Raw genomic sequence first — 11815 nt, 5'->3', positions numbered from 1 at the left:
TACAACTCCTTATGCTTCATCCTGCGAGGCGAGCAGATACGACACCATCAGGGCATGTGCCGGAATGAACCAGCCCTGACGGTCAAAATCGGAAACCAGGCGGATGGCAAATTTCAGATAGGCCGGTGTCGCCGGCAGATCGGTCACTCTGGCTTTACCGGCAGTGACGAAGGCCATGAAGATCGGCAGGTAGGTCACCGCGTCGGTGAACTCCACCAGCGAAAGGGCTTTCACCAACGGCGGCAGTTGCTGCCTGTCGACCCAGCGGGAAAGCTCGTCGCCAAGCAGGGTAGGCCAGTTCCGGTTGGACTCATGCAGACGTCGCAGATCCTGGTACCAAGTGGGCAGAACAATTTCCGGTGGCAGCCTGGTCAACGAACTGCGGCTGCCAGTAGTCAGATAGTCCCCCAGATAGTCGAAACCGGAAACGATACAGCGCAGTACGCTAGCCCGATTGGCAACCAGGCCATCGACCAGCACCTCAGGCAGCCCCGTCAGCTGCAGACTGTCGTGGAACAGTCGGTGAGCCTGTACCCATAACGGCAGTGGCACAGCTTCCCAGACGACAGCCAACTCATCACGGATGCGCGCACAGAGCGCCTCATCCATCTCCAGCCGGAATACCGCGAAGCTGAGCGCCTCTCGATTGCGCGACAGGGCTTTCCAAGCTTCGAAGGATGATAGTGGCAGGTGGCGATAGTGCTGCTTCAGATCAGCCAGATACTGCCAGCCACTGTGGTTGAAGTCGGTTGCCATGGCAGCAATCTGCTGGTCAATGACATGCGGGTTGTGCAGCGGATGGAAAAGTTCGGCAGCGTGATGCAGCGAGCACACTTCAGCCCCGGTATCACGGCTGTTTTCTGTCGTTATGTACAGCCCAGGACGGAAGCGAACACTCGACTGCTCGCCCGGATAAATCAGCCACGGCCCCTGAGCCTGCATTTTCTGCGGAATTTCGAAGTGGCCGGTACCCACCGTCTCACTGGTTCTCTCAGCCAGTTGCAGCGGTGTGCGCTTGGGATCAGACAGCAGCATAGCCTCAACCTGAACCCCATCACGTATGGCGGAGCGGGCGGTGTTGCAGACATGAAAGGCATGCCGCCCATCCCACTGCAGCAGTCCGCCATAGCGGCGGATATCAAGTTTCAACAGCGGCTGCTCGGTTTCCAGGGAAAGCTTGATATAGGCATCCTGCTCATCCACCGCACCCAGCATGTTCTGCATGTCGCCCAAGTAGCTGAACAGGTTGAGCATGACAGGCACCGCCCCGACACGGATACAGAAGGAATGCCTGGGATGCGGTTGCTCCGTACAGATCAGTTCCAACTCCATGTGAAACATCTGCCCCTGCGGCAGGCCGGAAGTCAGCACGATGCGGTGTCCGATCAGTTCAGCTAGTGTCAGCTCGCGGCTGCGCGATGGATTGCCGCGCTGATCCAGCAGACGAGCCCCCTGATAGGGATATGGAAGTCGCAACTGAATGGGAGGCAGTCCATGGCCGGCCTCCAGAATGAAGGTCGCGGGAGGACTGTCACCCTGATGGTGCAAGTTCAGCGTATGCTCAGCTTGCTCCGCTCCCAGTACATCACTGACAACATGCAGATCAAGCTGGCCTTCCCCCTTGAGCCGGAGGCGTGCGGGCTGCGATCCCAGTCCGGGGAACAGGGACAGGCTGAACTCTCTGGGCAGGACACCGAAACGCCGTTGCAGCAATATTTTTCCGGAACGGTGGCGCAAGCTGTAACGGACGAGGCCATAGCGACTGTTGCGCTGGCGATCCAGCAACTCGCCATCCACGAACTCCTGCAGATCTTCTCTGGAGTAGCTGTAATCCTCGGGCAACTCAAGGACTGGCCAGCCCAGGAAGACAATCGAGGGAGCACTTTCGTAAAGCGCAAAAACGCCCGTCAGGCTGGGCTTGCGCTCGTTGCTGCCCGCCTGATTCAGCTCGATCTGGTAGCAGTTGGCCCCTTTGGCAAGGCAAAGATCCGCATCGCTCTCCAGCCAGTGCCCGCCTTCCGCATCCAGTGCCAGAGTCTCCGGAGCCGCACCCTCACAGGTGACAAGAAAGCCCGGGGGAATGCGGAGCCTGAGCAGCGCGGCCGCCACAGAGCAGCTGGCACTGGCGACCAATTGCCAGCGATCCGAGCGGTTCTCGAAAACCAGAGGAGCATCTCGGTAATCGAGCGCACTGCCCTCGAAAAACTGACAATGTACCGTGCGGCCATTGTCCAGCAGGCGCAGACTCAGCGGCTCGTCCAACATGCGCCGCTCCACCGTAACCTGCGGGTTGGATAAGCGAACCCTGACGCCCTGCGGGGTGAGCTGGCCATAGACGGCAGCACCACGGGCCAACAGGCGCTCGCCTTCGTAGAAAGCCAGATCCAGACGGGTACTACCCAAGGCTGCCGGGTCTATGGCAAAGGTTTCCTCAGAGGGCAGGATCAAGTCCGTGCTGATGGACCATTGGGGCAATGTGCCATGCAGAACGTGCTCACAGGTGAAAGCCTTGGCCTTCGCAAGGGCCTCCTTGCGCTCCTGACGCTTCTCATCGGCATCTCGCAGCCAGTCATTGAGCAACGTGCGGGCATTGCTTTCATCCAGCGGGATAGGAAAAGCATCCATCCAGCCAGGAGCCTGCTGGTCGAGATAGCTGGCCGGATCCTGCTGTTCCCTGAGCGGGTACTGCTCGACCAGATACATGAGCTGATCGACGATGCCAGCAAGAAGTCGGCGCGTCTCCAGATTACGGAAGACGGCCGGAAGACCATCCTCGAAGTCTGCCATCAAGTCGGCCGTGGTTCTTCGGTTGCCCTCGGTTCGATAGAAATGCTTGATACCCCGACGTACGGCCCGCCCGAAACCATGGGACTCGCTCTGCACCAGCGGCCATGGCAGCCCACCCTCGGTGAACAGCGAGCCCAGCCAGTCACGGCCGTTTTCCCGGAAGCGTATTGGCCTACACCAGTACCTCAGCCCATCGCTGGTCAGAGCGGCATGCTGTTGTGGAGTGAGCGTAATCCCCAGCCCTGCCTCAGCGCCTGACCAGGACCAGGAGCTGTTGTAGTTGCGGCGATATTGCTCACTGACGAAAAGACAGAAGCATGCTCCCAAATGGGTTGCATGCACGGGGTTATCCAGCTTTCTGAGCTGTTGCTTCAGCAGCGTCAGGAGAGACTGATACTCCTCTTCTGAAACCTGATAGCTGTAGAGAGGTTTTCCAGTTGGCCCTTTGAACAGCTCGCGATTCAGCAGCAGCTCGCTGAGCCAGGCTTTCAGTGGGTTTGTTGCATTCGGTGCTTTCTGCATCAACAAGTCCTTTTGATACACTGTTAGCCCTTCCAGCCCCACATGAATCTTGTCTCAAAATAGTGTGCTGATTTCTCTGAGTTCTGCACGACACTCATGGGCAACCCCTCAGTGATAAACCCGCCCTCCCTCACCCACATCCCACCATGTAGATGTGCGCGAAGACCACGTTCGCTTTGAGGCTGATCTCTTCCGCTTCGTAGCCCCCTGACGGCAGATGGGCTGAAGCGATTGTAGGCATGCCGCAGGAAGATCAGGCCCCGCACCGGCATGGCGTACTCGGACGCGGTGAGCTTGGAGTTGGCACGCAGCTGATCGACTGCCTCCCAGAGTTCCCTTTCAAATGCTGGACGTCCATCAATCGATCTCTGGAATTGAGCGCCACTGGGGCTAGAAATGCTGCATACCTGCGGCTGGCAGTCTAACAGACAGGAGCGACGGGTTGCGTCGCATGAAGGCAGGAATGGGCCGTACCAAAGCAGTGATACGGTCCAGACTTCTTGCTTGAGGTAGATGCTTACTCGTCGTCGCTCTAGCACTCTACCAGCTCAAACTCCGGCTCCTTGAGCACCTCGACGCCCGCAGGGGCAGAAGCCAGACAAGAGCTCTCAAAATTAGCACCGGACAGGTCGAGCGAAAACGTTACATCCCAGACCAGAGGGCCTAGCTTCGTTTCAGCTTCAAAACGCTTGAGCCATATCTCGCTGTCCTCTTTGGAAGCCGGCTCGCCTATCTGGACGGTTTGCACCTCACGAAACTGATCCGCTGAGATCTTCAGCTCCTGTCCCTCAGCCTTGACCACTGCACCCCGCGTACCCCGAATCAGGTAACCCATGTGACGCTTCTCCTTGTGAAAAGCGCCAATTTAGCCGAACTCGCCAAGGAACGGCACCCTAACGAGTGCCCATGAGCTTGTTATCAGCACCTAGCCAGCAACACCGGACTCCGCTCACTTGGCTGACTCCTGCCCCAGGCCTGCTGCAGGCTCGGCCAGAAATCCACATGAACGAACACAGGTCGCATGCGCAGCCCATCGCAGGCCTCCAACAGCCCCAGGGTCTCCTGCCATGAATAGACCCAGCGATACCGTGGATCGGTAGCCAGCCAGTCCACCGGGGATTTCGCTTTGTCTTGCTGGCTCCACTGCAGGCGGTATTGCCATTCCATGGATCTGCGTTTACCCACCAGGCGTAGCGAGCCACGCTGCCCAGCATCCAGATCCAGCAGCAGTTCCTCTTCGGACTGCATGACACTAGGCTGGTAGGTGCTGAGGCTTCTGGTCATGGCTGCCATTGCCTTGGCTACGTCTTCGGCGTAGGCCTGGCCGTTGAAGGGCAGATCCTCGTCACTGCTGTCGTCGATGTCCTCCAGTTCAGGCAGGTAACGATCATGCAATTTCTCCAGTGCAGCCCGTGTCTCGCCTCGGATGATCAGCAGTACGCCTGCCCGGTGAAGCGCGTACTCAACGATCTCGAAGGTGCCGATATCGGTTTCGATCCACATGAATGCGTCCTCCTTTTCCCAGCAGAGGCATCAGCCCCTGCTAGCTCCAAAGCTGTGCTGGCGATCTCCATACGCCTTGGTTGCAGTCTTACAGAGGTAGCTGGCCCGGTGGAAGAACTCTGCCTGGCTCTGCGCGTCATCACGGGTGATGTGGTAACTGGGATTCTTCGGGATGTGCACCAGCCCAGTGACCGCTTCCCTCGGCAGCCTCAAGGCACTGGCCCAGGCTTCCTCCAGCCGGTTGAACAGGTTCCTGCCATTGGATCGGAAGTCACCCAGCGTGTGGTAAGCATCCCTGTTCAGGAAGATCACCAGGTGGTAGTGCGGTCTGTCAGAGCTGGCGATCTCGCGTACCCAGACGTAACGCACGGTACAGGGATGGGCGTAGCGGTTGTTGCGTCTGGCCATGCCGCGGCTGTGCTCGATCTTGGCCTTGAAGGACTCGACGAACCGGCTGATCACTTCGTTGGTGAAGGCGTAGCTGGGCAGCATGCCGCTGCTGGGAAACCTCAGCTCTACCCGGAAGGCGAATGTCCGGGGGTGCTGATCCAGTGCTCGTTGCATCGTGTCGTACAGCCGTTGTAGGTGCTCACAGATGAATGGGCCTTTCTCGTGCATGACGGGCAGGCCTTGGTAGGTGTGATCGTGGTGGATGTGCAGGTTGTGGTTCTGAGGGTGACGACGCATGGTTATGTCTCCTGTGAATGGATTCATAACCAGTGCTTGATGGGTATGTTTTTACGACTGATGGCGACCTGATCGATGCTGATTAACTGATCGTGTAGCTATAGGCTGTGGGGGCTAGTCCTCTGATGAGTAGATTGATCGTCATGGCTAATGATCTTGATATGCCTGGATAGAATGAAAATGATCACATATAAATCATAAATCTATTAACCGAGAACTCCTGAGCCCCCTCCACCCCATGACTCCTTGGCAAGTCGGCCTCCTCAGCCCCATGCCAGCTTGGCAAACCCGCTACCCTAGCCACTCCGACAAAAAAGCCCTGCAGTCGGCGCGAACCGACTGCAGGGCTTTTTGCTGTAACCCAAAGCTTACTACTCAGTAGCTGAGATCGCCTGCTGGTCGCGCTCCTTGATGCGCTCGGCCATCCAAGCCTGCACCTCAGATTCAACCCACGCGCTGATGCTGCCCCCCAGCTTCACTGCATCGGGGAAGATCCCCAGCTTGACGTATTTGTAAATGGTCGAGCGGCCCAGGCCAGTCAGGGCTTGTACGTCGTTCAGGCGAAGAAATTTCATGATCGGACCCTCCGTTGTTTCGTCCAGACCATGGGGAGAGGGTGTTGGAAATTACGATTCAGGACTGGCGACGAGCTTGCCAGTAGGTAGGGCCAGCAAGCCACAGAGGTAGCGTTCCAGCAATGGAATGTCAGCTTCATAGCTGTATAGCTTGTCAGTCATCTCGTTGTAACAGCCATCCCATGCAGAAGCGCCCTTGGAGAAAATCAGCACAGCGCGCGTCCATCGATTCGCAGGCCTTCCCTCCCACTGCTTCTGCGGCGAGGCATGAGGCAGGATCAGGTACTCGTGCAGTTCGTAAGCAATGGTTGGCCCATTTTTGGGGCCCGAACCAGAATCCTTCTCTGGCTTTGCCGCACGCAACAGATACCTCTGCGTCCTACGAGCAAGGCGTCGTGCATGAGCATAAATGACGCGAACTAAAGTGCTGGCGGACAGGCTTGATCTATCGAATTGAGAGCATCCCAGCAGTTCGATAAAAGCCAAGATGCATAGAGCTCCAGCCGCGCTTGCAGTGCGGGGATAATGCGGTGGTGCTCCTTCAACTGGGCAGCTCTTGCAACCAGATCCTCATCACGAGGCGATCTCTCGGCTGCATCCGGCTTCAAGCCGTCAAGCAGAAATTCATGCAACACTTCAGCATGCTCCCATCGCTGCACCCAGCCGAAAATCATGATCCCAGCCAAGGGATAACATGACTCAAAAAGTGAGTGCTGCAGATTCAGGTAGTAGACGCTCTTGGCCTTACCGAATAGAGCCCGACTGGTGACACCAGGTATCCAGGCGCGGATGAGCTCGAGGTTCACAAGGCTCTGCAGGCGGTTCTTCAGGGCATCGCTTCTGAGGCCGGTGAGTCTGTACAGATCGATACTGCTCAACTTTCGAACCACACCATGACGATCCGCATTGCACAGCAATGCACAAAGCAGCAAGCGGGCCTCGAGTGGCAGTGATTCCGCATCTTGGCCTTGCTCCTGCCTCACATGGGTTGCAGGCGCTGTGGTGATCATCAGCCTCTCAATGGCTGCCCAGTGAAAGTCTCCCGCTTCCATGTCGGAGTTTTGAGCTGACTGCAGCAACTGCCATGTTCCTGGGCTCAGGCTGTAGTGGTTACGGGGGCGTCCCCGTCCTTCTCGCTGCGGATGCGGCAGCAGCAGTCCACGCTCTACAAGCTCATGCAACGCATCTGATAGGCGCGCCTTCGAGATGCCAAATAGCGCAGCAAGCTCTCCGCGTTCGCACCGACAGGCTTGCTCCTGAAAGCGCAGAGCGAATTTTGCAAGGACGTACTTAGCCTTCGGCGAAAGGGGAATTTTGCTGTAATGGCGGCTCTCCTTTTTAGATAGCTCGACCGAAAGGACTGAAAGAATCATAGAGCGGCCCCGGTTTCTGCAAATTAAAATCGGAAAAACACCCTGTTTTTAGTTTTTATTAAAGCACGTAACAAGACGCATAGCAAAACACATGACAGCACTGTGTTGTTACTTGTTTTGAAACGCATAACGGATAAAATACAGGATTCTGCACCCATCTAAAAACCGAGCAGCCAAGGAGGACAATGTGCGCAAGCGAGCAGAAGGCCTGAGCTGGATCGATAAGGGCAACAGCGAACAGATACAGTGGGCTGCTGACTACTTGCGACAGAGGGGGAGCCTCAGCAAGGAGGCAGCCACTTTAGGCGTAAGAGATTATGAAGCGCTGCTAAAAGAAGGGCTTTACTTGGAGAAGTCAGCCGAGGGCGTACGCACTCTGCAGAGGATGCAGGCTGCCTGGCGACAGCGGATCTACAGGCAGCCGCACCATGGCCGCAAGCCTTATACATTCACGCTGCCGACCCAGACCAAGCAGCACTTGAGCCGGCAGGCAGAGAAGTGCGGGCATACTGAAACAGAGCACCTGATACAGTTGATAGATCAGGGCTATGAAGAGGCCATTCGCAGCTCTAGACGAATGAAAGAGGTCCGGGCTAAGGAGCGCAAGGACCTCCCCAGGCTCAAGGCGGAGGTCGTCTTCTTGCAGCTAAGGGAAAAGGAGCTGACGAAGCACCTGAGGGAAAGCCTGCTGGCTCGATTCGCAGCGGAGAGCGTTCCTGCGGAGGAGTTGGAGCAAAAGGTTGACCGCGAGATGAGTCGCGTTGCGCGTGAGGTGCGGGTGCTCATGGATGAGCAAGTGAAGTCCAACCCACGCCTCAAGCATATGGGCATATAAGCCCTTTGGAGCTGACTCTGAAGAGACCGAGCTGGCATGCACATCAAGCCATGTTCCTGCTCGGAGATAGGCAACAGCGCCAAAGTGTACACCCAAGTGTACACTGAGAGCGCCCAAAAACAACAAAGCCCCGGAATCCGGGGCCTTGCGGGGATTAGATGGCGGAAGCGTAGAGATTCGAACTCTAGGATAGTTGCCCATCGGCGGTTTTCAAGACCGCTGCCTTAAACCACTCGGCCACGCTTCCACAACGGGCGGCAATACTACCCGATAGAAACAGACTGTCAAACTCTAGTTGCCTGATCGTCACAGCAGCTTTGCTATGCTTCAGGCCATCCATGCAATAGACATGACCCTCAAGGAGAAACGAGCCCATGCGCGAACAACCCTATGCCCTGCAGAACACGCAGGTAGCCGAGCAGGAGACCAGCAAGGTCCTGCGCAACACCTATGCCCTGCTGGCGATGACCCTCGGTTTCAGTGGCTTGGTGGCTTTTGCCGCGCAACAGGCCGGCGTGCCCCATCCGGGCTTCATCATCACCCTTGTCGGTTTCTATGGCCTGTTCTTTCTGACCACCAAGCTTCGCGATTCCGGCTGGGGTCTGCTCAGCACCTTCGCGCTGACCGGTTTCATGGGCTACACCCTCGGCCCGATCCTCAACCGCTACCTAGGCATGAGCAACGGCGCCGACCTGATCGTCAGCGCCTTCACCATGACCGCCATCGTGTTCGGCGGCCTGTCTGCCTACGTGCTGACCACCCGCAAGAACATGAGCTTCCTGTCGGGCTTCATCACCGTCGGTTTCTTCGTTCTGCTCGGTGCCATCCTGGCCGCCTGGCTGTTCGAGATCAGCGGCCTGCAACTGGCGATCAGCGCCGGCTTCGTGCTGTTCTCCTCCGCGGCGATCCTCTATCAGACCAGCGAGATCATCCACGGCGGCGAACGCAACTACATCATGGCGACCATCAGCCTGTACGTGTCGATCTACAACCTGTTCCTCAGCCTGCTGCAGATCTTCGGCATCATGGGCCGCGACGACTGATCCCGGTCCGCGCCGTCCCCGGAGCCCGCCACTTTGGCGGGCTCTTTCGTTTGCGTTTATCATGGGCGGCATTCTGCCCAGGCTTTCCCAGATGAAATTCGCCATCGCCCTGTTCGCTCCGCCCCATGCGCCCTCCAGCCGCCGTGCCCTGCGTTTCGCCGAGGCGGTGCTGGCCGGTGGTCACCAGATCGTGCGCCTGTTCTTCTATCAGGACGCCGTGCATATCGCCTCCTCGCTGCCGGTCAGCGCGCAGGACGAGCTGGACCTGCCGGCTGCTTGGCGCAGTTTCGTGACCGAGCACAACTTGGATGGAGTGGTGTGCATCGCCGCCGCCCTGCGCCGCGGCGTGCTGAACGGCGAGGAAGCCCAGCGCTACGCCCGCGCCAGTCACAATCTGGAGGCGCCCTGGGAGCTGTCCGGCCTCGGCCAGCTGCACGAGGCGGCCCAGGACGCCGACCGCCTGATCTGCTTCGGAGGCGACTAAGATGGCCAAATCTCTGCTGCTGATCTGCCGGCGTTCGCCGTGGAGCGGTCCCGGCGCCCGCGAGGCACTGGACATCGCCCTGGCTGGCGGCGCCTTCGACCTGCCGATCAGCCTGCTGTTTCTCGACGACGGCGTGTTCCAGCTGCAGCCCCGCCAGCAGCCGGCCGCCATCCAGCAGAAGGACCTCACCGCCAATCTGCAGGCCCTGCCGCTGTTCGGCGTCGAGGCGCTGTACGTCGCCCGCACCGACCTCGATCGCCGCGGCCTGAGCGCCGAACACCTGACCTTGCCGGTGACGCCGCTGGAAGATGCCGCGCTGGCCGCCCTGCTCAACCAACACGACCTGGTGATCACCCTCTGATGGCCACCCTGCACCTGCTTTCCCGCTCGCCGTTCACTGATACCAGCGGTGCCAGCTGCCTGCGCCTGCTCGGCCCCGGCGACGGCCTGCTGCTCACCGGCGATGCCGTGCATGCCCTGCAGCCCGAGTCGCAGCCGTTCGAGGTGCTGCGCGCGCTGCCAGCCGACCGCCCGCTGTTCGCCCTGGCCGAAGACCTCGACGCCCGTGGCCTGAGCACGCCGGATTTCGTCAAGGCCGTCGACTACGCCGGCTTCGTCGAGCTCACACTGCGTTTCGAGCGGACCAACAGCTGGCTATGAGCACGATCAACGTACAGGGAAAGACCATCGCCCTCGACAAGGATGGCTACCTGCTCGAACTGGACGACTGGAGCCCGGCGGTTGCCGAGGCACTGGCCGCCCGCGAGCAGATGGTGCTGAGCGCGTCGCACTGGGAGATCCTCGAGCTGCTGCGGCGCTTCTACGCCGAATTCCAGTTGTCGCCGGCCACCCGCCCGCTGATCCGCTACACCGCGCAGCAGCTTGGCACCGAGAAAGGCAACAGCCTGCACCTGAACAAACTGTTCCACGGCACCCCCGCCAAACTGGCCGCCAAGCTGGCCGGACTGCCCAAGCCAACGAATTGCATATGACGACCCCGAATCTGGTGACTCCCGCAGAACATCCCTTCGCCCAGTTCGTGCGCATTCTCGGCAAGGGCAAGCGCGGCGCGCGCAACCTGACCCGCGAGGAAGCCCGCGAGGCCATGGGCATGCTGCTCGACGGCAAGGCCGAGGAAGTGCAGCTCGGCGCCTTCCTGATGCTGCTGCGCCACAAGGAAGAAAGCGCCGAGGAACTGGCCGGTTTCACCGAGGCGGTGCGCGAGCGCCTCAACGTACCGCCGACCCTGCTGGATCTGGACTGGCCGACCTACGCCGGCAAGAAGCGCCATCTGCCCTGGTACCTGCTGGCGGCCAAGGCTCTGGCTGCCAGCGGCGTGCGCATCCTCCTGCATGGCGGCGGCGCGCACACCGCCGGGCGTCTGTACACCGAGCAACTGCTCGACCTGCTGGAAATCCCCTGCTGTGCCAACTGGAATGAAGTGGTGCACGCGCTGGACAGCCAGCACCTGGCCTTCATCCCGCTGGGTGCCTGGATGCCGCGCCTGCAGCACATGATCGACCTGCGCAACACCCTCGGCCTGCGTTCGCCGATCCACTCGCTGGCCCGCGTACTCAATCCGCTGGGTGCGCGCTGCGTGCTGCAGAGCATCTTCCATCCCGGCTACCAGGCGACCCATCGCGAGGCCAGTGTGCTGCTCGGCGACCACTCCATCGTGATCAAGGGCGATGGCGGCGAGATCGAGGTCAATCCCGACGCCGACACCCATCTGTACGGCGCCACCGCCGGTCAGCCGTGGGACGAGGAATGGCCGGCGCTGTCGCCGCAGCGCCACGTCAAGCCAGCCAGCCTCGACCCCGCGCATCTGGCCGCCTTCTGGCGCGGCGAGGCCGAGGACGCCTACGGCCGGCTGGCCGTACTGGCGACCATGGCCCTTGCCCTGCGTGGCCTCGGCCTCACGCGCGACGCCGCCTTCGCCCGTGCCGGCGAGCTGTGGGAGCAACGTCTGGGTTGAGCCTGCGGGGCTGGCTGCCAACCGGGAGCCG

General features: G+C 59.6%; 15 protein-coding genes and 1 tRNA gene. 7 read left to right on the top strand and 9 right to left on the bottom strand.

What is annotated here, in order from left to right; all coding sequences use genetic code 11:
- Positions 1–9: 9 nt before the first annotated feature.
- From BMZ19_RS16070 to BMZ19_RS16040, 8 genes are all read right to left on the bottom strand, one after another.
- Positions 10–3309 (bottom strand): STY4851/ECs_5259 family protein, encoded by a 3300-nt coding sequence (locus BMZ19_RS16070; protein ID WP_090312617.1) that lies wholly within the window; start codon positions 3307–3309, stop codon positions 10–12.
- 23 nt (positions 3310–3332) lie between these two features.
- Positions 3333–3848, bottom strand: a complete 516-nt coding sequence (locus BMZ19_RS22935) for a type I restriction-modification system subunit M N-terminal domain-containing protein (protein ID WP_090312589.1) — start codon at positions 3846–3848, stop codon at positions 3333–3335.
- Positions 3842–4144, bottom strand: a complete 303-nt coding sequence (locus tag BMZ19_RS16060; RefSeq protein ID WP_090312588.1) for a hypothetical protein — start codon at positions 4142–4144, stop codon at positions 3842–3844. Before BMZ19_RS16060 ends, BMZ19_RS22935 begins: the two co-directional genes overlap by 7 nt.
- A gap of 83 nt (positions 4145–4227) precedes the next feature.
- Positions 4228–4812 (bottom strand): hypothetical protein, encoded by a 585-nt coding sequence (locus BMZ19_RS16055; RefSeq protein ID WP_090312587.1) that lies wholly within the window; start codon positions 4810–4812, stop codon positions 4228–4230.
- Between the two features lie 30 nt (positions 4813–4842).
- Complete coding sequence (locus BMZ19_RS16050) at positions 4843–5499, bottom strand: inovirus Gp2 family protein (protein WP_090312586.1); 657 nt, start codon at positions 5497–5499, stop codon at positions 4843–4845.
- A 371-nt stretch (positions 5500–5870) separates the two neighbouring features.
- Positions 5871–6074 carry a helix-turn-helix transcriptional regulator gene (locus BMZ19_RS16045; RefSeq protein WP_090312585.1) on the bottom strand — a complete coding sequence of 68 codons (204 nt, stop codon included), beginning with the start codon at positions 6072–6074 and terminating at the stop codon, positions 5871–5873.
- Between the two features lie 51 nt (positions 6075–6125).
- A complete protein-coding gene (locus tag BMZ19_RS22250) occupies positions 6126–6437 on the bottom strand; it encodes a hypothetical protein (protein WP_139214703.1) in 312 nt (103 codons plus the stop codon).
- 56 nt (positions 6438–6493) lie between these two features.
- Entirely contained in the window at positions 6494–7447 is a 954-nt protein-coding gene (locus BMZ19_RS16040) for a helix-turn-helix domain-containing protein (RefSeq protein ID WP_139214702.1), read from the bottom strand.
- Positions 7448–7634: 187 nt separating this feature from the next.
- Between BMZ19_RS16040 and BMZ19_RS16035 the strand changes: the two genes are divergently transcribed.
- Positions 7635–8282: a hypothetical protein gene (locus BMZ19_RS16035; protein ID WP_090312583.1), complete on the top strand. Its 648-nt coding sequence runs from the start codon at positions 7635–7637 to the stop codon at positions 8280–8282.
- A gap of 159 nt (positions 8283–8441) precedes the next feature.
- On the opposite strand, the gene BMZ19_RS16030 is transcribed toward BMZ19_RS16035, so the two are convergent.
- A tRNA-Ser gene (locus BMZ19_RS16030) sits at positions 8442–8529 on the bottom strand.
- Between the two features lie 127 nt (positions 8530–8656).
- Here BMZ19_RS16030 and BMZ19_RS16025 point away from each other — a divergent pair.
- The 6 genes from BMZ19_RS16025 (at position 8657) to BMZ19_RS16000 (ending at position 11784) form a co-directional block, all read left to right on the top strand.
- Positions 8657–9325, top strand: a complete 669-nt coding sequence (locus tag BMZ19_RS16025) for a Bax inhibitor-1/YccA family protein (protein WP_090312582.1) — start codon at positions 8657–8659, stop codon at positions 9323–9325.
- A gap of 91 nt (positions 9326–9416) precedes the next feature.
- A complete protein-coding gene (gene tusD / locus BMZ19_RS16020; RefSeq protein ID WP_090312581.1) occupies positions 9417–9809 on the top strand; it encodes a sulfurtransferase complex subunit TusD in 393 nt (130 codons plus the stop codon).
- A gap of 1 nt (position 9810) precedes the next feature.
- A complete protein-coding gene (gene tusC / locus BMZ19_RS16015) occupies positions 9811–10170 on the top strand; it encodes a sulfurtransferase complex subunit TusC (RefSeq protein WP_090312580.1) in 360 nt (119 codons plus the stop codon).
- Positions 10170–10469: a sulfurtransferase complex subunit TusB gene (tusB, locus tag BMZ19_RS16010; RefSeq protein WP_090312579.1), complete on the top strand. Its 300-nt coding sequence runs from the start codon at positions 10170–10172 to the stop codon at positions 10467–10469. The genes tusC and tusB overlap by 1 nt, the downstream gene beginning before the upstream one ends.
- Positions 10466–10801 carry a TusE/DsrC/DsvC family sulfur relay protein gene (locus BMZ19_RS16005; RefSeq protein ID WP_090312578.1) on the top strand — a complete coding sequence of 112 codons (336 nt, stop codon included), beginning with the start codon at positions 10466–10468 and terminating at the stop codon, positions 10799–10801. Before tusB ends, BMZ19_RS16005 begins: the two co-directional genes overlap by 4 nt.
- Positions 10798–11784: a glycosyl transferase family protein gene (locus BMZ19_RS16000; RefSeq protein WP_090312577.1), complete on the top strand. Its 987-nt coding sequence runs from the start codon at positions 10798–10800 to the stop codon at positions 11782–11784. The genes BMZ19_RS16005 and BMZ19_RS16000 overlap by 4 nt, the downstream gene beginning before the upstream one ends.
- The last annotated feature ends 31 nt before the right edge of the window (positions 11785–11815 follow it).

This window comes from Pseudomonas linyingensis (genome assembly GCF_900109175.1).
Lineage (GTDB): Bacteria > Pseudomonadota > Gammaproteobacteria > Pseudomonadales > Pseudomonadaceae > Geopseudomonas > Geopseudomonas linyingensis.
Note: the sequence above shows the minus strand (reverse complement) of the source record. Positions and strands in the feature narration are given on the sequence as shown.